24 protein-coding genes are annotated in these 22,557 nt (G+C 72.4%); 19 read left to right on the top strand and 5 right to left on the bottom strand.

The window, feature by feature from the left end; genetic code table 11:
- Positions 1 to 17: 17 nt before the first annotated feature.
- The gene (gene dapB, locus RH861_RS13520) at positions 18 to 767 is read left to right on the top strand and encodes a 4-hydroxy-tetrahydrodipicolinate reductase (protein WP_310521425.1); all 750 of its coding nucleotides are present in this window, start codon (positions 18 to 20) and stop codon (positions 765 to 767) included.
- Complete coding sequence (locus RH861_RS13515; RefSeq protein WP_310521424.1) at positions 764 to 1,207, top strand: tetratricopeptide repeat protein; 444 nt, start codon at positions 764 to 766, stop codon at positions 1,205 to 1,207. Before dapB ends, RH861_RS13515 begins: the two co-directional genes overlap by 4 nt.
- On the opposite strand, the gene RH861_RS13510 is transcribed toward RH861_RS13515, so the two are convergent.
- The 4 genes from RH861_RS13510 to RH861_RS13495 all read right to left on the bottom strand — a co-directional run bounded on the left by RH861_RS13510 (position 1,179) and on the right by RH861_RS13495 (position 3,521).
- On the bottom strand, positions 1,179 to 2,084 hold the full coding sequence (locus RH861_RS13510) for a TIGR01777 family oxidoreductase (protein ID WP_310521423.1): 906 nt from the start codon (positions 2,082 to 2,084) through the stop codon (positions 1,179 to 1,181). The two genes, RH861_RS13515 and RH861_RS13510, sit on opposite strands and share 29 nt — an antisense overlap.
- 2 nt (positions 2,085 to 2,086) lie before the next feature.
- Entirely contained in the window at positions 2,087 to 2,512 is a 426-nt protein-coding gene (locus RH861_RS13505) for an OsmC family peroxiredoxin (protein WP_310521422.1), read from the bottom strand.
- A 75-nt stretch (positions 2,513 to 2,587) separates the two neighbouring features.
- On the bottom strand, positions 2,588 to 3,079 hold the full coding sequence (locus RH861_RS13500) for a DUF4395 domain-containing protein (RefSeq protein WP_310521421.1): 492 nt from the start codon (positions 3,077 to 3,079) through the stop codon (positions 2,588 to 2,590).
- A complete protein-coding gene (locus RH861_RS13495; RefSeq protein ID WP_310521420.1) occupies positions 3,060 to 3,521 on the bottom strand; it encodes a TlpA family protein disulfide reductase in 462 nt (153 codons plus the stop codon). The genes RH861_RS13500 and RH861_RS13495 overlap by 20 nt, the downstream gene beginning before the upstream one ends.
- A 135-nt stretch (positions 3,522 to 3,656) precedes the next feature.
- On the opposite strand from RH861_RS13495, the gene RH861_RS13490 reads away from it, so the two are divergent.
- The 16 genes from RH861_RS13490 to dapF all read left to right on the top strand — a co-directional run bounded on the left by RH861_RS13490 (position 3,657) and on the right by dapF (position 20,133).
- On the top strand, positions 3,657 to 4,466 hold the full coding sequence (locus RH861_RS13490) for a thymidylate synthase (protein ID WP_248599581.1): 810 nt from the start codon (positions 3,657 to 3,659) through the stop codon (positions 4,464 to 4,466).
- Complete coding sequence (locus tag RH861_RS13485) at positions 4,463 to 4,999, top strand: dihydrofolate reductase (protein ID WP_310521419.1); 537 nt, start codon at positions 4,463 to 4,465, stop codon at positions 4,997 to 4,999. Before RH861_RS13490 ends, RH861_RS13485 begins: the two co-directional genes overlap by 4 nt.
- A 242-nt stretch (positions 5,000 to 5,241) precedes the next feature.
- Positions 5,242 to 6,198 (top strand): DUF559 domain-containing protein, encoded by a 957-nt coding sequence (locus RH861_RS13480; RefSeq protein WP_310521418.1) that lies wholly within the window; start codon positions 5,242 to 5,244, stop codon positions 6,196 to 6,198.
- Between the two features lie 10 nt (positions 6,199 to 6,208).
- On the top strand, positions 6,209 to 7,183 hold the full coding sequence (dapA, locus tag RH861_RS13475; protein WP_082847209.1) for a 4-hydroxy-tetrahydrodipicolinate synthase: 975 nt from the start codon (positions 6,209 to 6,211) through the stop codon (positions 7,181 to 7,183).
- 102 nt (positions 7,184 to 7,285) lie between these two features.
- A complete protein-coding gene (locus RH861_RS13470) occupies positions 7,286 to 8,962 on the top strand; it encodes a ribonuclease J (RefSeq protein WP_310521417.1) in 1,677 nt (558 codons plus the stop codon).
- A gap of 82 nt (positions 8,963 to 9,044) precedes the next feature.
- Positions 9,045 to 9,536, top strand: coding sequence for a GNAT family N-acetyltransferase (locus tag RH861_RS13465; protein WP_067949256.1), 492 nt, complete (start codon positions 9,045 to 9,047; stop codon positions 9,534 to 9,536).
- 97 nt (positions 9,537 to 9,633) lie between these two features.
- Positions 9,634 to 12,561 carry an FtsK/SpoIIIE family DNA translocase gene (locus RH861_RS13460; RefSeq protein ID WP_310521416.1) on the top strand — a complete coding sequence of 976 codons (2,928 nt, stop codon included), beginning with the start codon at positions 9,634 to 9,636 and terminating at the stop codon, positions 12,559 to 12,561.
- 54 nt (positions 12,562 to 12,615) lie between these two features.
- On the top strand, positions 12,616 to 13,218 hold the full coding sequence (pgsA, locus tag RH861_RS13455) for a CDP-diacylglycerol--glycerol-3-phosphate 3-phosphatidyltransferase (RefSeq protein ID WP_310521415.1): 603 nt from the start codon (positions 12,616 to 12,618) through the stop codon (positions 13,216 to 13,218).
- Positions 13,215 to 13,754: a CinA family protein gene (locus RH861_RS13450; protein WP_310521414.1), complete on the top strand. Its 540-nt coding sequence runs from the start codon at positions 13,215 to 13,217 to the stop codon at positions 13,752 to 13,754. The genes pgsA and RH861_RS13450 overlap by 4 nt, the downstream gene beginning before the upstream one ends.
- Before the next feature lie 145 nt (positions 13,755 to 13,899).
- Entirely contained in the window at positions 13,900 to 14,214 is a 315-nt protein-coding gene (locus RH861_RS13445; RefSeq protein ID WP_067949248.1) for a helix-turn-helix domain-containing protein, read from the top strand.
- 73 nt (positions 14,215 to 14,287) lie between these two features.
- On the top strand, positions 14,288 to 14,518 hold the full coding sequence (locus RH861_RS13440) for a DUF3046 domain-containing protein (protein ID WP_067949246.1): 231 nt from the start codon (positions 14,288 to 14,290) through the stop codon (positions 14,516 to 14,518).
- A 261-nt stretch (positions 14,519 to 14,779) separates the two neighbouring features.
- The gene (gene recA / locus RH861_RS13435) at positions 14,780 to 15,850 is read left to right on the top strand and encodes a recombinase RecA (protein ID WP_067949300.1); all 1,071 of its coding nucleotides are present in this window, start codon (positions 14,780 to 14,782) and stop codon (positions 15,848 to 15,850) included.
- A 17-nt stretch (positions 15,851 to 15,867) separates the two neighbouring features.
- Positions 15,868 to 16,620, top strand: a complete 753-nt coding sequence (locus tag RH861_RS13430) for a regulatory protein RecX (protein WP_310521413.1) — start codon at positions 15,868 to 15,870, stop codon at positions 16,618 to 16,620.
- Between the two features lie 22 nt (positions 16,621 to 16,642).
- Entirely contained in the window at positions 16,643 to 18,244 is a 1,602-nt protein-coding gene (gene miaB / locus RH861_RS13425) for a tRNA (N6-isopentenyl adenosine(37)-C2)-methylthiotransferase MiaB (RefSeq protein WP_310521412.1), read from the top strand.
- 1 nt (position 18,245) lies between these two features.
- Positions 18,246 to 19,166 carry a tRNA (adenosine(37)-N6)-dimethylallyltransferase MiaA gene (gene miaA / locus RH861_RS13420; protein ID WP_310521411.1) on the top strand — a complete coding sequence of 307 codons (921 nt, stop codon included), beginning with the start codon at positions 18,246 to 18,248 and terminating at the stop codon, positions 19,164 to 19,166.
- An 82-nt stretch (positions 19,167 to 19,248) separates the two neighbouring features.
- A complete protein-coding gene (dapF, locus tag RH861_RS13415) occupies positions 19,249 to 20,133 on the top strand; it encodes a diaminopimelate epimerase (protein ID WP_310521410.1) in 885 nt (294 codons plus the stop codon).
- Between the two features lie 49 nt (positions 20,134 to 20,182).
- Here dapF and RH861_RS13410 read toward each other — a convergent pair whose 3' ends face one another.
- On the bottom strand, positions 20,183 to 20,794 hold the full coding sequence (locus RH861_RS13410) for a class I SAM-dependent methyltransferase (RefSeq protein ID WP_310521409.1): 612 nt from the start codon (positions 20,792 to 20,794) through the stop codon (positions 20,183 to 20,185).
- A gap of 41 nt (positions 20,795 to 20,835) precedes the next feature.
- On the opposite strand from RH861_RS13410, the gene hflX reads away from it, so the two are divergent.
- Positions 20,836 to 22,365: a GTPase HflX gene (hflX, locus tag RH861_RS13405; RefSeq protein ID WP_310521408.1), complete on the top strand. Its 1,530-nt coding sequence runs from the start codon at positions 20,836 to 20,838 to the stop codon at positions 22,363 to 22,365.
- Positions 22,366 to 22,557: the final 192 nt, after the last annotated feature.

Here is a 22,557-nt window from a genome sequence, read left to right as displayed (position 1 = left end):
TTGCTAGGGTGATCGACGTGACGATCAGGGTGGCGGTGGCCGGAGCGACCGGGAAGATGGGGCGGCTCGCCGTCCGGCTCATCGAGGAGGCCGACGACCTCGAATTGCACGCCGGGCTCGACTCCGCATCGAACCTCGACGAGCTCGACGGCGCCGACGTGGTGCTCGACGTCACCCACCCGGCCGCGAGCCAGGGCATCGTCGAGGCGGCCATCGAGGCGGGTGCCGCGGTCGTGGTCGGCACCTCGGGATGGTCGAACGAGCGCATCGCCGAGGTCGAGCGCCGGCTCCGCGACCTCGACGAGGCGCCCGGCGTGATCTTCGTGCCGAACTTCTCGGTCGGCAGCGTGCTCGGGTCCGCGTTCGCCGCGTTCGCCGCGCAGCACTTCGACTCGATCGAGATCGTCGAGGCCCACCACGCCGGCAAGGTCGATTCACCCTCTGGCACGGCCGTCCGCACGGCCGAGCTCGTCGCGGCCGCACGCGGCGACGCCGGCCCGGTCGCCGCACCGCACGCCGACCAGCGTGCGCGCGGGCAGCTCGTCTCCGGGGTGCCGGTGCACAGCCTGCGCATGTCGGGCCTGCTCGCCGAGCAGCGCGTGATCCTCGGCGGCGACGGCGAGACGCTCACGATCGCGCACTCCACCATCTCCTCGTCCGCCTACGAGACCGGCATCCTGCTCGCGCTCCGTCGCGCCGCGACGTCGGAGGGCGTGACGGTCGGGCTCGACGCCCTGCTCGGCCTCGAACTGCCCGGCGCGCGATGAGCGGAGCGAAGCTCGGCGCCGTCGTCATGGCGGTGCTGCTCGGCGTCTACCTCGTGCTCGTCGGATGGCGCGCCGTGCAGTTCGTGCAGACCGGCGAGCCCGTCGCCGTCGTCATGGGCGTCGCCCTCATCGTGCTGCCGGTGCTGGCGGCGTGGGCCATCTGGCGCGAACTCCAGTTCGGCGCGCACTCGCAGCGGCTCGTGCGGCAGCTCGAGGCGGAGGGTGCGCTCGACCTGGGCATGCCGCTCCGGCCCAGCGGGCGCCCCGAGCGGGCGGCGGCGGATGATGCGTTCCCCGCCTTCCGCAGCGCGGTCGAGGCGGAACCCGACTCGTGGCGTGCCTGGCTCCGGCTCGGCCTGGCCTACGACGCGGCGGGGGATCGGCGCCGAGCGCGCCGGGCCGTGCGGCGGGCTATCGAGCTGGAGCGCGGTCGAGGTTGAGCATCGCGTCGATGGCCGACTCGACCGTCACGTGGCGGAACCGGTAGCCGTCGTCGATGAGGCGCTGCGGGCGGACCTTCTGGCTGGACAGCAGCAGGTCGTCGGCCGCGTTGCCGAGGCCCAGTTCGAGCAGCTTCTCCGGCACGGGCAGGCCGTAGGGCCGGTGCATCCGCTCGGCGAGCGCCGACATGATCCGGTCGGCGGTCGCGGGCGTCGGACCGACGAGGTTCACCGCGCCGGACAGCTGCGAGTCGAGCAGGTGGACGATCGCCCCCACCTCGTCGTCGATCGCGATCCACGGCCAGTACTGGCCGCCGGTGCCCAGCCTGCCCGAGACGCCGAAGGTCGTGAGCGTGCGCACGCGCTGCATCGCCCCGCCGCGTCCCACGACGATGCCCGTGCGCAGGAGCACGGTGCGCGTCTCGTCGGGTGCGAGCTTCGCCGCCGCCTCCCACCGGCCCACGACGTCGGCGAGGAATCCCTCGCCCGGGCTCGAGTGCTCGGTGAGCAGCTCGCCGGGGCGGTCGCCGTACACGCCGACGGCCGAGCCGCTGAGGAAGACGGCGGGCGGGCGCTTCGCCTTGCGCATCGCGTCGGCGAGGGTCCGCGTCGCGGTCACGCGCGACTCGAGGATCTCGTCGCGCCAGCGCCGCGTCCACGGCAGCCGGGCGAGCGAGGCGCCCGACAGGTTGAGCACCGCGTCGACGCGCTCCATCACGGTGAAGTCGATGATGCCCGATCCGGGAGACCACGTGACCTCGTCGTCGCTCGTGGCCCGTCGCCGGACGAGGCGCACGACCTCGTGGCCCGCATCGGCGAGGCGGGCCGTGACGGCGGAGCCGATGAAGCCGGACGCGCCGGCGACGAGGACGCGCACCGCTACGCGAGCTCCGCTTCGATCGTGATCGCGGTGCCGGCGAGGGCCTTGGAGATCGGGCAGTTGGCCTTGGCCTCGTCGGCGATGCGCTCGAACTCGGCCTCGGAGATGCCGGGCACCCGGGCGCTCACGAGCAGGTGGCTGCCCGTGACGCCCTCACCCGGCTGGAAGGTGACGGCCGCGGTGGTCTGGATGCTCTCGGGAGCGTGCCCGGCCTCGGCCAGCGCCAGCGAGAACGCCATTGAGAAGCAGGCCGAGTGCGCGGCGGCGAGCAGTTCCTCGGGATTGGTGGTGCCGGCCTCGCCCTCGGAGCGGGCCTTCCAGTTGACGTCGAACTCGGCGAGCTTCGAGGAGTCCAGGCGCGTCGTGCCCGATCCCTCGAAGAGCGTGCCCGTCCAGACCGTGGTCGATTCGCTCGTCAGTGCCAATTGGTCCTCCTCCTCGAGCCGGTGCTCCAGCCTATCGAGCGGATGCCGCGCGCGGCAGTGGCCGCGGTCCGCGCGTCACGCGTGACGGATGACGCGGGCCCGGACCAGCAGCAGGTACACCTGGCATCCGAGGCAGTAGGCGAACGCGGCATTGAGGAACGCGGCGAGGAACGCGACGGCGGCGGCCACCGGCACGGCGAGCGGCAGGCCGACGAGGCCGAGCACGACGCCGGTCCCGGTGACGATGAGGCCGATGAGCTGCGCGAAGGTCGGAGGACGCGGGTCCTCGAGCTCGTCCGGCGGGTCGAGGCGCGGCCGAACCGCGGCGCGGAACAGCAGTCCGAACGGATGCCGCGCCACCCCGGCGATCGCACCCCACGCGAACAGCAGCGCGATCGCGGCGAGGAGCGCGAGCGCCACGGCATCCGCACCGCCGAAGCCGAGCACCGCGGTCACGAGCAGCAGCACCGCCGTGAGCGCCGCGGCGAACCGGGGACCGCGAGGGTCGATGCCGCGCGGCGAAGCCGCCGGGCCGTCGGTCGGCGAGTCAGGCGCGCTGGGGGACACGGTTCCTCCGGGTGAGGTCGTCGATGAGGGTGCGGAGCTCGCCGGTCCGCGGCACGCCCGCGATCCGTCCGGCGATCCGCCCGGCAGCGTCGAGCACGAGGACGGTCGGGGTCTGCCGGACGTCGAAGCGGTCCGCGAGCGGGGCGTCGTCGGTGAGGTCGATCTCGACGTGGCGCACGTCGGCGTCGTGCGCGTCGGCGAGGTCGCCGAGCGCCCGCGCGGTGCCGGGGCACCGGCTGCAGTACGACGTCGAGAACTGCACGAGCGTCGCATCGGTTCCGAGCGCGTCGGGCGCGAGGCCGAGCGCCTCCGCCGCGCCCGAGGTGCCCGGCGTGCGGGAGCCCGCCCGGAGGCGGCCGTCGCGCGACCGGACGACCAGCCCGATGAGCGTCGCGAGGGCGGGCAGGCCGATCCCGGCGACGAGGGCGGGCACGAGATCCATGCGCAGGATCGTACGCGCGCGCGGCTCGGAGGATCCTGCGTGTGACACCGGGTGACGGGGCCGCGCGAGGCGGACCGTCGCGGGAGTCGCCGCGTCGCGGCATCCGCTCGCCCGACCGGGCGTAGCCTTGACGCCGTGGCCAGCGCGATCCCGACTCCGTACGAAGACCTGCTCCGCGACGTGCTCGAGCACGGCACGCCGAAATCCGACCGGACCGGCACGGGCACCCGCAGCGTGTTCGGCCGGCAGATCCGGTTCGACCTCGCGCAGGGCTTCCCGCTCATCACCACCAAGCGCGTGCACTTCAAGTCGATCGCCTACGAGCTGCTCTGGTTCCTGCGCGGCGACTCGAACGTGCGGTGGCTGCAGGAGCACGGCGTCACGATCTGGGACGAATGGGCGGATGCCGCGGGCGAGCTCGGCCCCGTCTACGGCGTGCAGTGGCGCTCGTGGCCGACGCCGTCGGGCGAGCACGTCGACCAGATCGCTCAGGTGATCGAGCAGATCCGCACGAACCCCGACTCGCGTCGCCTCATCGTGTCGGCGTGGAACCCCGCCGACATCCCCGACATGGCGCTCGCGCCGTGCCATGCGCTGTTCCAGTTCCACGTCGCCGACGGGCGCCTGTCGTGCCAGCTGTACCAGCGCAGCGCCGACCTGTTCCTCGGGGTGCCGTTCAACATCGCCTCGTACGCGCTGCTCACGCACATGGTCGCGCAGCAGGCCGGGCTCGAGGTCGGCGACTTCGTCTGGACGGGCGGCGACTGCCACATCTACGACAACCACGTCGATCAGGTTCGCGAGCAGCTCTCCCGCGATCCGTACCCGTACCCGACGCTGCGCCTCGCACGCCGGCCCGAGTCGATCGACGACTACCGGTTCGAGGACTTCGAGGTGCTCGGCTACGAGCACCACCCCGCCATCCGCGCGGCCGTCGCCGTATGAGCGCCACGCACTCGGGTGCCGCGGGCGAGCCGCCCCGGATCGGACTGGTCTGGGCCGAGGCGCACGGGGGAGTGATCGGCGCGGGCGGCGGCATGCCGTGGCACGTGCCCGAGGACCTGGCGCACTTCAAGCGCACCACCGTCGGCGCACCCGTGCTGATGGGCCGGCGCACCTGGGACTCGCTGCCGCCGCGCTTCCGGCCCCTGCCGGGACGGGCCAACATCGTGGTCACCCGGCAGGCCGACTGGCATGCCGAGGGCGCCGTGCGCGCGGCATCCGTCGACGAGGCGCTCGCGCTCGCGGCATCCGATGCCGACGAGTGGATCTGGGTCATCGGCGGAGCCGAGCTGTTCGCCGCCACGATGGGCGTCGCCGACCGCCTCGTGGTCACCGAACTCGACCTCGACGTCGACGGCGACACCGTCGCGCCGGGGCGCGGGCCCGAGTGGCGCGTCGTCGCCGCCGACCCGGCCGACGGATGGCGCACCTCGACGAGCGGCATCCGCTACCGCTTCCTCACCTACGAGCACTGACCCGCCGCCGCACGTCACCGCGCGCGCTGAAGGAGAACCCGGTCGACACGCCGCCGGCGCGACGGCGCGCCGCCCCGGATCTCCTTCGCTGCGCACCGCCGACCCGTCCTCCACATCCCGCCGTCCGACGCTCGGACGGCGCCGGCTCCGCCCTCGGCCGGTGGCCCGGTGCGCTGGCGCGCCACACTCGGCACGTGCCACCGTCATGTCCGACTCAGCGTGCCTGCGACGATCTCGGCGGCGTGGCGCGCACGTCCGACGTCCTGCGACGCGCAGGCGCCACCCGACGAGACCTCGACCGCGCCTTGCGCGACGGTCGGCTGGTCAGGCTGAGAACCGGGTGGGTCGCGCTCCCCGGCGTCCCGGCGGCGATCGCGACGGCCGTGGCGCACGGCGGCGCGCTCGGGTGCGTCTCGCGCCTGCAGCTCGACGGGTTGTGGTTGCTAGCCGAGCACCCGCGGGTGCACGTGGCCATGCGCCCGAACGGCCGCGCTCACACGCACACGTCCTGCGCGTGCGTCGCTCACTGGCACGACGTGCCGCATCGGGCAGGTCGGGTGTCGCTCGTCGACGCGTTGACCCAAGCCCTCGGATGCCTCGGGGCCGAGGAGTTCTTCGTCGCGCTCGAGTCGGCGATGCGGAAGCGGCTCCTCACCGCGCGGTCCCTCGCGACGCTGCGGGCCCGCATGCCGGTCGACCGCCGATGGCTGGTCGACTTCGCCCGGTGGGACGCGGACAGCGGCCTCGAGTCCCTCCTCCGCCTCCGCCTGCGGCGCCACGGCATCGAGCTCGCGTCGCAGGTGCACGTGCCGGGCGTGGGCATCGTCGACTTCGTGCTCGGCGACCGGCTCATCCTCGAGCTCGACGGGAAGCGGAACCACGACGGGGCGAGCCTGCGGCACAAGGACCTGGTGCGTGATGCGGTGGCGGCATCCCACGGATTCGACACCCTCCGGTTCGACTACGCGATGCTGGTGCACGAATGGGACCTCGTGGAGGCCGCGATCCTCGCCAAGCTCGATCACCGCCTGCACCTTCGCCCCCGGCCAGCCCGTCGGCGGCGCAAGGTGGAGGAGATCTCGAGCGGCGCGCCGAGCGGCGACGGCGCGCCGCGCGACATCTCCTTCGGTGTGCACGACGCCGCCGCCGCACGCGGTGGGCACGGCGCCGACTCGGCCCGGCGGGGCCGCACCCGATAGCCTGTAGGGCGTGACTGCAGAGAACCCGTTCGGCCAGGTGCTCGTCGCGCTCGTCACGCCCATGACGGCGGACGGCGAGGTCGATTGGCCCGCCGTCGAGAAGCACATCGACGACGTGATCGTCGCCGGCGCCGACGGCATCGTGGTCACCGGCACCACGGGCGAGACGTCCACGCTCACCGACCCCGAGAAGATCCGCCTCGTCGAGGTCGGGAAGGACGTGGCCGGCGGCCGCGCGAAGATCATCACGGGCGGCGGCTCCAATGAGACCGCGCACGCCATCGAGCTCTACAAGAAGAGCGAGGCGGTCGGCGCCGACGGCATCATGATCGTCACGCCGTACTACAACAAGCCGACCCAGGCCGGCATCCTGACCCACTTCCGGCTCGTCGCCGACGCGACCGACCTGCCGGTCATCCTGTACGACATCCCGGGCCGCACGGGCGTGCCCATCAAGTACGAGACCATCCTGCGCCTGGCCAAGCACCCGAACATCCTCGCCGTGAAGGACGCCAAGGGCGACTTCAGCGAGGTGAGCCGGGTGCTGAACCAGACCGACCTCATGTACTTCTCGGGCGATGACGCGAACGTGCTGCCGCATCTCGCGATCGGCGCCACGGGACTGATCGGCGTGACCGCGAACATCGCGCCCGCGCCGTACCGCACCATCGTCGACGCCGTGAACCGCGGCGACCTGAAGACCGCGACCGCCGAGCACCAGCGGCTCGAGCCGCTCGTGCGCGCCGTCATGACGCACGTGCCCGGCACGGTCGCGGCGAAGTACATCCTGCACGGCCTCGGCCGCATCGGCAGCCCGCGCGTGCGCCTGCCGCTCGTCGGTCCCGAGGAGTGGGAGGCCGCGCTCATCGAGGACGAGATCGACCTCGTGCAGGGCATCCCCGGCGTCGACTTCCACAACTTCCGTCCCGACCGCAACGCCGCCGCCGGCGGCGCACTGCCGAAGGTGGCGGGCACCACGCGCTGACGACGGCGCCGGCGCGACGCGTCCGAGCGCGCCGTCCGCCCCGAGACATCCGCGGCCCCGAGGGTCGCACCGAACTGAACACCGTGAACGTGAGGAGGGCACATGCCCGACGAAGTCATCGACCCCGCACCGCTCGACCCCGGGACGCTCCGCGTCATCCCGATCGGCGGCCTCGGCGAGGTCGGCCGCAACATGACGCTCTTCGAGATCGACGGCAAGCTGCTGATCGTCGACTGCGGCGTGCTCTTCCCCGAGGAGCACCAGCCGGGCGTCGACCTGATCCTGCCCGACTTCGGGTTCCTGCGCGACCGCCTCGACGACGTCGTCGCCGTCGTGCTCACGCACGGCCACGAGGACCACATCGGGGCCGTGCCGTACCTGCTGAAGCTCCGCGCCGACATCCCGCTCGTGGGCTCGCAGCTCACGCTCGCGCTGGTGGAGGCGAAGCTCAAGGAGCACCGCATCCAGCCGTACAGCCTCACGGTGAAGGAGGGGCAGCGCGAGAAGCTCGGGCCGTTCGACCTCGAGTTCATTGCCGTGAACCACTCGATCCCCGACGCGCTCGCCGTCGCCATCCGAACGGATGCCGGACTGGTGCTCGCCACGGGCGACTTCAAGATGGACCAGCTGCCTCTCGACGGCCGGCTCACCGACCTGCGCGAGTTCGCACGCCTCGGCGAGGAGGGCGTCGACCTGTTCATGGTCGACTCGACCAACGCCGACGTGCCGGGCTTCACGCCGCTCGAGCGCGCGATCGGGCCCGTGCTCGACGAGGTCATCGCGCGCTCGCCGCGTCGCGTCATCGTCGCGAGCTTCTCGAGCCACGTGCACCGCGTGCAGCAGGTGCTTCACGCGGCGCACCAGAACGGTCGGCGCGTGGCCCTCCTCGGCCGCTCGATGGTGCGCAACATGACGATCGCCGCCGAGCTCGGCTACCTCGACGTGCCGCCGGGCGTCCTCGTCGACTACAAGAAGGCGGGCGACATCCCCGACGACCGCATCGTCTACATGTCGACGGGGTCGCAGGGCGAGCCCATGGCCGTGCTCTCGCGCATGGCGAACCGCGACCACCAGATCGAGGTGGGGGAGGGCGACACGGTCATCCTCGCCTCGAGCCTCATTCCGGGCAACGAGAACGCCGTCTACCGAGTCATCGACGGGCTCACGAAGCTCGGCGCGAACGTCGTGCACAAGGGCAACGCGAAGGTGCACGTCTCCGGCCACGCCGCCGCGGGCGAGCTGCTCTACTGCTACAACATCCTGCAGCCGCGCAACGTCGTGCCGATCCACGGCGAGTACCGGCACCTCGTGGCGAACGCCCGCCTCGCGCAGGACACCGGCATTCCCGCCGAGCGCACGTTCCTGGGCGAGAACGGCACGGTGTTCGACCTGCGCGACGGTCGCGTCACCGTGGCGGGCCAGCTCGACCTGGGCTTCGTCTACGTCGACGGCTCGACGGTCGGCGAGATCACGGACGCAGACCTGAAGGACCGCCGCATCCTCTCCGAGGAGGGCTTCATCTCGGTCATCATCGTGGTCGACGCCAACACCGGCAAGGTCATCGTCGGCCCCGAGATCCACGCGCGCGGCTTCGCCGAGGACGACGCGGTGTTCGAGGACGTCAAGCCGAAGATCGTGGCCGCGCTGGCGGATGCCGCGCACCACGGCGTGCGCGATCCGCGCGCCCTGCAGCAGACGGTCCGCCGCACGCTCGGCAGCTGGGTGAACCGGCGCCTGCGCCGTCGGCCCATGCTCGTGCCGCTCGTCATCGAGGCGTAGCCGGTTCGTCGGCGACGAGCGGATGCCGCGGCATCCGCTCACTCGAAACATCGCCGTAACACCTCGCGCGTACCCTCCGCGCATGGCGGAGTTCACGATCCGGCCCGCCGCGCCGGCCGACGGCGGGTTCCTCGCCGACATGGTCGTCGAGGCGGCGAACTGGCGCGCTGGCGCGAGCCGGCCACGTCCCGTCGTGCTGGCCGATGCGCGGCATGCCGCGTACGTCTCGGGCTGGCAGCGTCCGGCCGACCGCGGGGTCGTCGCGGTCGACGCCGACGATCGCCCGGTCGGGGCGGCCTGGTACCGCCTGTTCGGCGCGGACCGGCCCTCGATGGGCTTCGTCGCGACCGGCGTGCCGGAGCTCGTCATCGGCGTGCGCCCGATGTGGCGCGCGCAGGGCGTGGGCCGGGCGCTGCTTCGCGCCCTCGCCGACGACGCCCGCACCGACGGGTACGCCCGGCTGGCGCTCAGCGTCGATCACGACAATTTCGCGCGCGACCTCTACCGCTCGGAGGGGTTCGCCGTCGTGGCCGCCGACGCCGGACGGGTGACGATGGTGCGCCGACTGCGCTGAGCACCGGTCGCCGTCTGTCGCGCGGGTGCGCGCCGCTCCGGGCGACACTCGACCGGCCTGCCGGGCCGCGTCGGCGGCGGGCCGTAACGTGGAACGCATGGCTACGAGCACCAAGTCGAACGGGCGCGCCTCGGGCGCGTCCGGCCGCGGCTCGTCGACGCGCACCGCGCCCACCAAGAAGCTGCCGGCGCAGCGATCGTCGACGCGCACGACGCGGACCGCGACGCCCGCCGCCGAGCAGCCCGGGCTGCTGGTGCGGGCCTGGATGGGTCTCGCCCACCTCACGGGCGCCGCGGCGAGGGCGCTCGGCCCCGAGACCCTCGCCCGCGAGGAGCGGCGCGACGGCCTCCCGTTCTTCCTGGTGCTCCTCGCGATCACGGGTGCGATCGTCGAGTGGTTCCTCATCAACGACCCGGTCGCTCGCACGCTCGACGCCTACACCTTCGGCGGGCTGTTCGGTCGCGTGGCGTTCGCGCTGCCCGTGATCATGCTCATGTTCGCCGTGTGGCTGTTCCGCCACCCGAGTTCGGTGCACGACAACACGCGCATCGGCATCGGGCTCGGCATGCTCCTCATCACCGTGTCGGGGCTCTGCCACCTGCTGGGCGGTCGACCGTCGCCGAGCGCGGGCATGCCAGAGCTCGCGACCGCGGGCGGCATCCTCGGCTGGATGCTCGCCCAGCCGCTCATCTTCCTCATCACCGACGTCGGGGCGGGCATCGTGCTCGCGGCACTCGGCCTGCTGTCGCTGCTGATCCTCACCAAGACCCCGCCGAACCGCATCCCGCAGCGGTTCCGGCAGCTGTACGAGTGGCTGTTCGGCGCGGCCGAGCACGGCGAGGCCGAGCCCGCGACGGCCGAGGTCGCCGAGAAGCCCAAGCGACGGTCGAAGAAGGACCGCGCCGAGCAGGTCGAGCTCGACGGACTCGACGGCGACGATGACGAGCAGCCCGGCGGCGGGCTGCTGCCGTGGTGGCGCCGCAACTCCTCCAACCGAGAAGAGGATCCGGAGTTCGACGGCGGCGGCGTGGACGGGCTCACCGACGTCTTCGGCGAGGGATCGGCCGCCGGCAGCTTCGACTCGCCCCTCGAGGGCGAGCGGGCCACCTCCGACGCCTACGGGGCGGGCGTGCTCGACGACCTCGAGCGCGCCGAGTCCGCGCTCCAGCGGTTCACGGGCGAGGTGCCGCACGGCGGCACGGGCCTCCGCGGCGACGACGCGGGGGCGACGCAGGCGATCGTCGGGCTCGAACCGGCGGTGGCGGCCGGGGTCGTGTCCGTCGGCGGCGACGGGGCGGGCGAAGCGGATGCCGCGGCATCCGTCGACGCACCGCCGGCCATCGAACCCGACCGCCCGTACCACCTGCCGGCCGCCTCGACGCTCGCCGCCGGCGCACCCGCCAAGACCCGTTCGGCGGTGAACGACGAGGTCGTCCGGCAGATCACGGGCGTGCTCGAGCAGTTCGGCGTCGACGCGAAGGTCACCGGGTTCTCGCGGGGCCCGACCGTGACGCAGTACGAGATCGAGCTGGGGCCGGGCGTCAAGGTGGAGCGCGTGACCGCGCTGTCCAAGAACCTCGCGTACGCGGTCGCGTCCAACGAGGTACGGATCCTCTCGCCGATCCCCGGGAAGTCGGCGATCGGCGTCGAGATCCCGAACGCCGACCGCGAGACGGTCACGCTCGGCGACGTGCTCCGATCGGGCGCCGCCGTGAACGCGAAGCACCCCATGACGATCGGCGTCGGCAAGGACGTGGGCGGCGGCTACGTCGTCGCGAACCTCGCGAAGATGCCGCACCTGCTCGTCGCCGGTTCGACCGGCTCCGGCAAGTCCAGCTTCGTGAACTCGATGATCACCAGCCTGCTGATGCGGGCCAAGCCCTCCGAGGTGCGGATGGTGCTCATCGACCCCAAGCGCGTCGAGCTCGCGCCGTACGCGGGCGTCCCGCACCTGATCACCCCGATCATCACGAACCCCAAGAAGGCCGCCGAGGCGCTCCAGTGGGTCGTGAAGGAGATGGACATGCGGTACGACGACCTCGCGTCGTTCGGGTTCCGCCACATCGACGACTTCAACAAGGCCGTGGTGAACGACGAGATCGTGCTCCCCGCCGGGTCGGAGCGCAAGCTCAAGCCGTACCCGTACCTGCTCGTCGTGGTCGACGAGCTCGCCGATCTCATGATGGTCGCCCCACGCGACGTCGAGGATTCGATCGTGCGCATCACCCAGCTCGCGCGCGCGTCGGGCATCCACCTGGTCCTCGCCACGCAGCGGCCCTCGGTCGACGTGGTCACGGGCCTCATCAAGGCCAACGTGCCCTCCCGCCTCGCGTTCGCGGTGACGAGCGTCACCGACTCGCGCGTCATCCTCGACCAGCCCGGGGCCGACAAGCTCATCGGCCAGGGCGACGCGCTGTTCCTGCCGATGGGCGCGTCGAAGTCGATCCGCGTGCAGGGCGCCTGGGTGACCGAGACCGAGATCGACCGGGTGGTCAAGCACGTCACCCGCCAGGCGCGGCCGGAGTACCGCAACGACGTCGCCGCCGCGGTCGAGAAGAAGGAGATCGACTCCGACATCGGCGACGACCTCGAACTCCTGCTCGCCGCAGCCGAGCTCGTGGTCTCGACCCAGTTCGGCTCGACCTCGATGCTCCAGCGCAAGCTGCGTGTCGGCTTCGCCAAGGCCGGCCGGCTCATGGACCTGCTGGAGTCGCGCGAGATCGTCGGGCCGTCCGAGGGCTCCAAGGCGCGAGACGTGCTCGTCACCCCCGAACAGCTGCCCGGGGTGCTGGCGAAGCTCCGCGGCGAGGAGCCCGCCGCCCCGGCGGCTCCGCCGGCCCCGCCGGCGCCGCCGGTCGCGGCACCGGGCTCAGTGTCCGGAGCGTCCGCACCCGTCGCGCCGTCGGCCGCGCCGCCGGCGGAGGACGACCGCTACGACGACCCCGTGGGACGCGCGACCGACGGTCTCGAAGAGGTCGAGGGCGGATCCGACGAGGACGCGTGGGGGCTCACCGGCCGTGACTGAGTCACGGGCCGGAGGGCCCGAGGCGGAGGGCGACCGCCGCACTAGGCTGTGGCCATGACCTCACCGGCCGCACCCGCACGCTCGGCGAACTGGAACCTGCCGAACGCGATCACGGTGGTCCGGATCGTGATGGCGCCGGTGTTCTTCTGGCTGCTGCTGGCCGACGCGGGGGCCGACGGGCCGATGCGCTGGTGGGCGGCAGCGATCTTCGTCGTGGCCATCTCGACCGACTGGGTCGACGGCTGGCTCGCCCGCCGCAACGGCCTCGTGACCGACCTCGGCAAGATCCTCGACCCCATCGCCGACAAGCTCCTCACGAGCGGAGCGCTCGTGTGCCTGTCCGTCCTCGGCGAGCTGCCGTGGTGGATCACGCTCGTGATCATCGTGCGCGAGGTCGGCATCACCGTGTGGCGCCTCGTCGAGCTGCGTCGCGGAACGGTCGTCCCCGCCTCCTCGGGCGGCAAGCTGAAGACGCTCACCCAGGCCATCGCGATCTCGCTGTTCCTGACTCCGCTCTGGACGCTCGTGGGCGACTGGATCGTCTGGGTCAACTGGACCTTCATGATCCTCGCGCTGGTGCTCACCGTGTGGTCGGGCCTCCTCTACGTGCGCGACGCGTTCCGGCTCGCCCGCGAGCACCGGGCCGAGGCGCGGTGACCGGGCCGGCCGAGGTGGGGCCCGAGGCGCCGGCGACGGATGCCACGGCGCTCATCACCCGGCTCGTGGCATCCGGCCGCACCGTCGCGTGTGCCGAGTCGCTCACGGGCGGCCTGCTCGCGGCGACGCTCGTCGACGTACCGGGGGCATCGAACGCGTTCCTCGGCGGCATCGTCGCCTACGCCACGGAACTCAAGCGCGCCCTCGTGGACGTGGACGCCCACCTGCTCGAGGAGCGCGGACCCGTGGACCCCGAGGTGGCCGAGCAGCTCGCCGACCACGTGCGCACGCTCTGCGCGGTGGACGGTCGGCCCGCCGACCTGGGGATCGGCACGACCGGCGTCGCCGGCCCAGACCCGCAGGACGGCCATGCGCCGGGCACGGTGTTCGTCGGGATCGCGTCGCCCCGCGGCATCCGCTCGGTGCGCCTGACCCTCGCCGGCGACCGTGCGGACGTGCGCCGTTCGACGGTGGCCCGCGCCCTCGCCGAGGCGCTCTCGGAGCTCGACGAGATCGGTGCCCGAGCCGCGGAATAGCGGACGTGAACAGCCTGTTACAGCAGTCAGGTTCACAAGAAAAGTCCAGTGTGCGACGCTAGGCTCGGTACATCGGGAAGAGGCGCTAGACTGACCTCCCCGCACCGGCCCGCGAGGGCCGCAGGCATTTGAGAGGGAGGTTCCGATGGTTCTGGTTCGACAGGAGATCGGCGACGTGCTGAGGGACTTCCGCCTGCAGAAGGGCCGCACCCTCCGTCAGGTCGCCAGCAAGGCGAGCGTCGCGCTCGGGTACCTCAGCGAGGTCGAGCGCGGACAGAAGGAGGCCTCGAGCGAGATCCTCGCGTCGGTGGCCGAGGCGCTCGACACGCCCATCTCGGTGATCATGCACGAGGTCGGCGACCGCATCGCGGTCCTCGAGGGTCTGAGCACCCCGTCGGTGCCCGACAGTCTGCCCGACGACCTCGTCGCCGAGTTCGACGCGGACATGATGGTCCGCTGACTCGCACGTCCATCCAAGCCCGATCACTGCGGCCGGTCCTCGGACCGGCCGCAGTCATGTCCGGAGGGGTCCAGTGAGGCGGAGCGAGTTCAACCTGGCCGTGGAGCAGGAGTTCGGCGCGGGGTACGGGAGCGTCGTCGTGAACGACCTGGTGCTGCCCGAGGTCGGCGGACGCACCGCGGCCGAGGCGCTGGACGCCGGCGCGGCGCCGCGCGACGTGTGGCTCGCGCTGTGCCGCGCCACGGATGTGCCGGAGTCCCGGTGGTACGGCGCCGGCCGTCCCGTCCCCGGGGACCGCCGCTGAGCATGCCGAAGACGCGTTCGACACGCCGTGCGCGGTGTCGAACATCCGTTCGGATGCCGCCTAGGCTCCTGCACAACGGGAGGGATGTCGCATCCACCCACATCGGGCGCCCGGTCGGGCGCCGGATGTCGGTGGCCGGCCATACGGTCGAAGCGTCGGAACACACCGCCAACGCCTTGTCGCGAGACGTGCCGGGTCACGGCCCGGCACGCGGACCGACAGCCTAGAGGCAGCCGCAAACGACCCATGAAGGAGCACCCGATGCCATCCCCTGCAGACCGCGAGAAGGCCCTCGAGACCGCACTCGCCCAGATCGATCGACAGTTCGGCAAGGGCTCGGTGATGCGCCTCGGGAGCGAGGAGCGCGCGCCGGTCGAGGTCATCCCCACCGGCTCGATCGCGCTCGACGTGGCGCTCGGCGTCGGCGGCCTGCCGCGCGGTCGCATCATCGAGATCTACGGTCCCGAGTCCTCCGGTAAGACCACGCTGACCCTCCACGCGATCGCCAACGTGCAGCGCGCGGGCGGCATAGCCGCGTTCATCGACGCGGAGCACGCACTCGACCCCGAGTACGCCAAGAAGCTCGGCGTCGACATCGACTCGCTCCTCGTCTCGCAGCCCGACACGGGTGAGCAGGCGCTCGAGATCGCCGACATGCTGATCCGCTCGGGCTCCATCGACCTCGTCGTGATCGACTCCGTCGCCGCGCTCGTGCCCCGGGCCGAGATCGAGGGCGAGATGGGCGACTCGCACGTCGGCCTCCAGGCTCGGCTCATGTCGCAGGCGCTCCGCAAGCTGACCGGTGGCCTGAACCAGACCAAGACCACGGCGATCTTCATCAACCAGCTCCGCGAGAAGATCGGCGTGTTCTTCGGCAGCCCCGAGACGACCGCGGGTGGAAAGGCGCTGAAGTTCTACGCGTCCGTGCGACTCGACATCCGTCGTATCGAGACCCTGAAGGACGGCACCGAGGCGGTCGGCAACCGGACCCGCGTGAAGGTCGTGAAGAACAAGATGGCTCCGCCGTTCAAGCAGGCCGAGTTCGACATCCTCTACGGCGTCGGCATCTCCCGTGAGGGCAGCCTGATCGACTACGGCGTCGACCAGGCCATCGTCAAGAAGTCGGGCGCCTGGTACACGTACGACGGCGACCAGCTCGGCCAGGGCAAGGAGAACGCGCGCAACTTCCTCCTCCAGAACCCGGACATCGCGGCCGACATCGAGCGCAAGATCCTCGCCAAGCTCGGCATCGGGCAGGCCGCGGGCGGCGCAGCGCCCGTGGCGCCGGTGGCCAACGTCGAGTCGATCGCGTCCAAGCGCAAGGGCGCCTGAGTCCGAGTCCCGGTCGCATGGGCGAGCAACGGAACGAGGGGCTGGCACCGGTCACGTACCTGCCGTGGGCCGTGCCGTCGTCGGGTGAATCCGACGGCGGTGCGGCCCCGCCCGATCGCGCCGCTGACGCGGAGCGAGTCGAGCCGGCGGCGGCCCGCGTGAGCCCGCGGCATCCGGCCGGGCGCGGTCGCTCGGGTCGAGCGTCGAACGACGAATCGCGTTCGGTCGATCGCGGCGGGCGCCGCAAGGCCCGGGGTCTGGCCGTCGTGGGCGACGCCGCGCCACCCGAGACCGGGGTCGAGCGCGATGAGCGCATCGATCGACTCATCGTGTCGCGCCTGCGCCGCGCCTCACTGTCGATCGCCGAGGTCCGCGCCACCCTCGCCGAGCACGGTCTCGACGATCACGAGATCGAGGAGTGGATCGAACGCTACGTGCGGCTCGGGTACCTCGACGACCGACGCCTCGCCGAACAGCTCGTGCACAGCCACGGCGTGCGCCGGGGCCGGGGGAGCGGTGCGCTCCTCCACGAGCTCGGTCGGCGGGGCATCGACGGCGAGCTCGCACGCTCGGCGCTCGAGGCGCTCGATCCCGACGTCGAGCTCGAGCACGCCACCCTCATCGCCGAGCGGCGCGCCCGCCAGCTCGCCGGACTGGATCCCGCGGTCGCGCACCGGCGGCTCACCGCCTTCCTCCTGCGACGCGGCTACGGAAGCGAGGTCGTCCGCGAGGCCGTGCGCGCGGCCCTCGACGGCGACGATGCGGGGTGACGGCTCGTAGACTGGTGCGATCATGAGCACCATCCACGAGGCGACGCGCGCTGCCCACGGCGTGGTCGCGCCCGCCGCGCCGCGCACCTACGAGGTCCGCACCTACGGGTGCCAGATGAACGTGCACGACTCCGAGCGGTTGAGCGGTTCGCTCGAGGCCGCCGGATACGTCCGCGCCGAGGGCGTCGAGCCGGATGTCGTGGTGATCAACACCTGCGCGGTGCGCGAGAACGCCGACAACAAGCTCTACGGCAACCTCGGGCACCTGGCCGGCGTGAAGCGCCGGCACGCGGGCATGCAGATCGCGGTCGGCGGATGCCTCGCGCAGAAGGACAAGAACGTCATCCTCGAGAAGGCCCCGTGGGTCGACGTGGTGTTCGGCACGCACAACATGGGTTCCCTGCCGAGCCTCCTCGAGCGAGCACGCCACAACGACGAGGCGCAGCTCGAGATCCTCGACGCGCTCGAGGTGTTCCCGTCGACGCTGCCCACCAAGCGCGACTCGACGTACTCCGGTTGGGTGTCGATCTCCGTCGGCTGCAACAACACGTGCACCTTCTGCATCGTCCCCGCCCTCCGCGGCAAGGAGAAGGACCGCCGCCCCGGCGAGATCCTGGCCGAGATCCAGGCGCTCGTCGACGACGGCGCGATCGAGGTCACGCTGCTCGGGCAGAACGTGAACTCCTACGGCGTCGAGTTCGGCGACCGCCGGGCCTTCGGCAAGCTCCTCCGCGCCGCCGGTGGCATCGAGGGCCTCGAGCGCATCCGCTTCACGAGCCCGCACCCGGCCGCCTTCACCGACGACGTCATCGATGCGATGGCCGAGACGCCGAACGTCATGCCGCAGCTGCACATGCCGCTGCAGTCGGGCTCCGACCGCATCCTCAAGGCCATGCGGCGCTCGTACCGGTCGGAGAAGTTCCTCGGGATCCTCGACCGCGTCCGGGCCCGGATCCCGAACGCCGCGATCTCGACCGACATCATCGTCGGCTTCCCCGGCGAGACCGAGGAGGACTTCCAGGAGACGCTCCGGGTCGTCGAGGCGGCCCGGTTCGCCTCGGCCTTCACCTTCCAGTACTCCATCCGTCCGGGAACCCCCGCGGCGACGATGGAGGACCAGGTCCCCAAGGAGGTCGTCCAGGAGCGCTACGACCGCCTCATCGCCCTGCAGGAGCAGATCTCGTGGCAGGAGAACCGCACGCTCGTCGGCACCGCGGTGGAGGTCCTCGTCTCGACCGGCGAGGGCAAGAAGGACGCCGAGACGCACCGCCTGAGCGGTCGTGCCGAAGACAGCCGGCTGGTGCACTTCGAGGTCCCCGCCGGTTCCGAACAGCCGCGCCCCGGCGACGTCGTGTCCGTCACGATCACGCAGGCCGCGCCGTTCCACCTGCTCGCCGACTCGGTCGACGGCGCCCCGCTGCGGATCCGGCGCACGCGCGCGGGCGACGCGTGGGATCGCGCGCAGGCCGAGAGCTGCGGCGTCCCCGCCGCGAGTGGCGGAGCGGCATCCGCCCCGGGCCGGGTCTCGCTCGGACTGCCGACGCTGCGCGTCGGCCCCGAGCCGCTGACCGCCCCCGGCGTCGGCACCATGCCGATCTACGACCCGACCGACGGCCAGCGCTGACGTGACCCTCATCGCGATCGTCGGCGCCACCGGCACCGGCAAGTCGCGCTTCGCGCTCGACGTGGCCCATGCCCTGGCCGATCGAGGCGGGTTCGCCGAGGTCGTCAACGCCGACGCCATGCAGCTCTACCGCGGCATGGACATCGGCACCGCCAAGCTCGGCGTCGACGAGCGCGAGGGCGTCCCGCACCACCTCCTCGACGTGCTCGACGTCACCGACGAGGCCTCCGTCGCCGCCTACCAGCCCGCGGCCCGCGCCGCCGTCGACGACATCATCGCGCGCGGCGGCGTGGCCCTCCTCACGGGCGGCTCGGGGCTCTACGTCTCGAGCGTGATCCACGACCTGCGGTTCCCCGGCACGGATGCCGCGATCCGTGCGCGGCTGGAGCGCGAGCTCGACGAGGTCGGGCCGGGACTGCTGCACCGTCGGCTCCGCGAGCTCGATGCCGAGACCGCGGCATCCGTCGACCCCCAGAACGGCCGCCGCATCGTGCGCGCCCTCGAGGTCATCGAGCTGACGGGCGAACCCAAGGCCGCGCGCCTCCCCGACGAGCCCGTGCCGTGGCGGCCGCACCGGATCGTGCACCTGCGCGCGGAGCGGGCACGGCTCGTGGAGCGCCTCGACGCGCGCGTGCTCGACATGTGGGCCGCGGGCCTCGTCGACGAGGTGCGGTCGCTGATCCCGCTCGGGCTCGAACGCGGGGTCACCGCGCGCAAGGCCATCGGCTATGCGCAGGCCCTGGCCGAGATCCACGGGCGGATGCCGCAGGCCGAGGCGATCGCGGAGACGCAGGCGCTCACGCGCACGTACGCCCGCCGGCAGGTGGGCTGGTTCCGGCGCTATGCCGCGGCATCCGTCGTCGACGCCGACGACCGGGCGGCGGTCGCGGCCGAGGTGGCGCGGCAGGCGACCGGCGACTGAGCCGCATCCGGCGGGGCGGTGGCGCACCGCACGCCTGGCGCGGTCGTCCGGAGCGATGCCCGTGCGTCCCTAGACTGGTGCGATGGCGTTCGATCTCCGCTTCACCAAGGGCCACGGCACGGGCAACGACTTCGTGCTGTTCAGCGACCCCGAGGGCGAGACGGAGCTCACGCCGACCCGCATCGCCGCCGTCTGCGACCGCCACTTCGGCGTCGGCGCCGACGGCATCATCCGCGCCGTGCGATCGGACCGCCTGCCCGACGGCGCGGCCGCCCTCGCCGAGGACCCGGCGGCGACGTGGTTCATGGACTACTGGAACGCCGACGGCAGCCCGTCGGAGATGTGCGGCAACGGCATCCGCGTCTTCACCCGCTACCTCGTCGACCAGGGCCTCGTCGAGCTCGGCCCCGACGAGTGGATCGCCATCGGCACCCGCGCCGGCGTGCGCCGGGTTCGGGCGCTCGGCAACGGCGGATTCGAGGCCGATCTCGGCACGTGGCGCCTCGACGGCGGCGAGCCGCTCGTCCGCGCCAAGAACCTGCCGGTGGCCCGCCCGGGCCTCGGCATCGACGTGGGCAACCCGCACGTCGTGGTGGCCCTCGCCGACGACAGCGAACTCGACGGCCTCGACCTGGCGTACCTGCCGATCCTCGAGCCGCAGCCGCAGGCCGGCGCGAACGTCGAGTTCGTCGTCCCCGCCGAGCCCCTCGTCGAGGGCGGTCGCGGCCGCATCCGGATGCGCGTCCACGAGCGCGGATCGGGCGAGACGCTCTCGTGCGGCACCGGCGCGGTCGCGTCGGCGCTCGCCGTGCGGCACTGGGCCGGGAGCGGTGCCCCCGACGAGTGGGTCGTGCAGGTGGCCGGCGGCGTGGTCGGCGTGCGCATGGCGGCCGAGGCCGACGGCGAGCACGTCCTGCTGGCCGGTCCGGCCGAACTCGTCTTCGACGGCGTGCTGAGCCTCGCCTGAACCGGGCGGATGCCGCGGCGGCTCGCCGCCCGCCCGCCCGACGCGACGGTCAGGCGTCGCGCGTGACCGTCAGGATCCGGAAGCCCTTCGACGAGGCGGCCCGCGCCACGGTCCACCCGTCGCCGAACTCCTCGGCCAGCCAGCGCTGCAGCGAGTCCGAGCCGAGATGCTTCTGCACGACCAGCCACGCGGTCGCGCCGACGTCGAGGCGCGGCAGCCACCGCCGGAGCAGCGCGTGCAGCTCGGCCTTGCCGATCCGGATCGGCGGGTTCGACCAGATCGCCGCGAAGCGGACGTCGTCGGGAACATCGTCGGGCATCGCGGCGTTGACATTGACGAGGCCGAGACGTCGGGCGTTCCGACGCACGAGGTCGAGCGCCCGCTCGTTGACGTCGACGGCCCACACCGTGGCATCCGGCGACTCGAACCCGAGGGTGATCGCCACCGGCCCCCATCCCGACCCGAGGTCGAGCAGGTGGCCGGATGCCGGAGGCTCGGGCACCTCGTCGAGCAGCACCTGCGTGCCGGCGTCGACGTGGCCCGGACTGAACACGCCGCCCGCCGTGAGCACCTCGACGTCGCGACCGGCGAGGCGGACGGGGATGGTGCGGAGCGAGCCGTCGTCGGCGGGCTTCGACGAGAAGTACTGCTCCTGCGGCATACACGGGAACCTATCGCACGAACGGAAGTAGGCTGGACCAGATGAGCGACGCTGCACACGAGACCTCCGACGATGCCGTCGAGCGCGTGCTGCGCAGCGCCGAGACGCGCGCCGGCATCGCACGCTTCGGCGGCGGCGACGCCACCGCCATCCAGCGCGACGGCCTCGACCGGCCGGGCGACGGCGACGGCTACGACGGCGAGCAGTACGACCGCGAGGAGCGCGCGGCGCTCCGCCGCGTGGGCGGCCTCTCGACCGAGCTCGAGGACGTCACCGAGGTCGAGTACCGGCAGCTGCGGCTCGAGAACGTGGTGCTCATCGGCGTGTACGCCCAGGGCTCCCTCGAGGACGCCGAGAACTCGCTGCGCGAACTCTCGGCGCTCGCCGAGACCGCGGGAGCCCGCGTGCTCGACGGCGTGCTGCAGCGCCGCCCGCACCCCGACCCCTCCACCTACCTCGGGCGCGGCAAGACCGAGGAGCTCCGGCACATCGTGGCCGCGCTGGGCGCCGACACGGTCGTCGCCGACACCGAGCTCGCGCCCAGCCAGCGGCGTGCGCTCGAGGACGCGGTCAAGGTGAAGGTGATCGACCGCACGGCCGTGATCCTCGACATCTTCAGCCAGCACGCCAAGAGCCGCGAGGGCAAGGCCCAGGTCGAGCTCGCGCAGCTCGAGTACCTGCTCCCGCGCCTCCGCGGCTGGGGTGAGTCGATGTCGCGGCAGGCCGGCGGCCAGGTCGGCGGCGCCGGTGCGGGCATGGGCTCCCGTGGTCCCGGTGAGACGAAGATCGAGCTCGACCGCCGCCGCATCCACTCGCGCATGGCGCGCCTGCGCAAGCAGATCGCGGGCATGAAGCCGGCGCGCGACGCCAAGCGGGCCAACCGCAACCGCAACGCGGTGCCGTCGGTCGCGATCGCCGGGTACACCAACGCGGGCAAGTCCAGCCTGCTGAACCGCATCACCGGCGCGGGCGTGCTCGTCGAGAACGCCCTGTTCGCGACGCTCGACGCCACCGTGCGGCGCAACACGACGGCCGACGGCCGCGTCTACACGATCGCCGACACGGTCGGCTTCGTCCGCAACCTGCCGCACCAGCTCGTCGAGGCGTTCCGGTCGACCCTCGAGGAGGTCGCGGACGCCGACCTCGTGGTGCACGTCGTCGACGCCGCCCACCCCGACCCCGCGAGCCAGATCGCGACCGTCCGCGACGTCATCGGCGAGGTCGGTGCGCGCGACATCCCCGAGCTCGTGGTCTTCAACAAGGCCGACCTCATCACGCCCGAGGACCGCCTCGTGCTGCAGGGGCTCGAGCCGAACGCCGTGTTCGCCTCCGCGCGAACGGGCGAGGGCGTCGCCGAGGTGCTCGAGGCGATCAGCCGCATGCTGCCCGACCCGGCCGTCGAGGTCGACCTGCTCGTGCCCTACGACCGGGGCGACATCGTGTCCACGCTCCACGAGACCGGTCGCGTCCTCTCGACCGAGTACGTCGAGGACGGCACGCGCATCCGCGCGCTCGCCTCGCCCGAGCAGGCCGCGCAGCTCGCGGAGTTCCGGATGGGCGCGCTCGCGTAGCATCCGCTCACCCGACGGCCCGGTCAGACCATCGCGTCGACCGGGCCGTCGTCGTGTCGGCGGCGATGCGGGGCCGACCGGTCACGCGTCGTAACAACCCGGGCGGATGCCGCGCGCCGGGCGTATCGTCGCACCAGATCGTGGCGAGCGGCCGGATGCCGCCCGCCTGGAGCGACCGCCGAGCCCGGCACC

Source organism: Agromyces indicus (assembly GCF_031432295.1).
Classification (GTDB): domain Bacteria; phylum Actinomycetota; class Actinomycetes; order Actinomycetales; family Microbacteriaceae; genus Agromyces; species Agromyces indicus.
This window is presented reverse-complemented; position numbering and strand designations above follow the sequence as displayed.

Coding starts and splice junctions, on each gene's coding strand:
- miaB (WP_310521412.1), top strand. CDS start 16,643: ATGAGCACCATCCACGAGGCGACGCGCGCTGCCCACGGCGTGGTCGCG.
- RH861_RS13515 (WP_310521424.1), top strand. CDS start 764: ATGAGCGGAGCGAAGCTCGGCGCCGTCGTCATGGCGGTGCTGCTCGGC.
- RH861_RS13430 (WP_310521413.1), top strand. CDS start 15,868: ATGGGCGAGCAACGGAACGAGGGGCTGGCACCGGTCACGTACCTGCCG.
- hflX (WP_310521408.1), top strand. CDS start 20,836: ATGAGCGACGCTGCACACGAGACCTCCGACGATGCCGTCGAGCGCGTG.
- RH861_RS13465 (WP_067949256.1), top strand. CDS start 9,045: ATGGCGGAGTTCACGATCCGGCCCGCCGCGCCGGCCGACGGCGGGTTC.
- RH861_RS13460 (WP_310521416.1), top strand. CDS start 9,634: ATGGCTACGAGCACCAAGTCGAACGGGCGCGCCTCGGGCGCGTCCGGC.
- dapF (WP_310521410.1), top strand. CDS start 19,249: ATGGCGTTCGATCTCCGCTTCACCAAGGGCCACGGCACGGGCAACGAC.
- pgsA (WP_310521415.1), top strand. CDS start 12,616: ATGACCTCACCGGCCGCACCCGCACGCTCGGCGAACTGGAACCTGCCG.
- RH861_RS13410 (WP_310521409.1), bottom strand. CDS start 20,794: ATGCCGCAGGAGCAGTACTTCTCGTCGAAGCCCGCCGACGACGGCTCG.
- RH861_RS13470 (WP_310521417.1), top strand. CDS start 7,286: ATGCCCGACGAAGTCATCGACCCCGCACCGCTCGACCCCGGGACGCTC.
- RH861_RS13495 (WP_310521420.1), bottom strand. CDS start 3,521: ATGGATCTCGTGCCCGCCCTCGTCGCCGGGATCGGCCTGCCCGCCCTC.
- RH861_RS13485 (WP_310521419.1), top strand. CDS start 4,463: ATGAGCGCCACGCACTCGGGTGCCGCGGGCGAGCCGCCCCGGATCGGA.
- recA (WP_067949300.1), top strand. CDS start 14,780: ATGCCATCCCCTGCAGACCGCGAGAAGGCCCTCGAGACCGCACTCGCC.
- RH861_RS13445 (WP_067949248.1), top strand. CDS start 13,900: ATGGTTCTGGTTCGACAGGAGATCGGCGACGTGCTGAGGGACTTCCGC.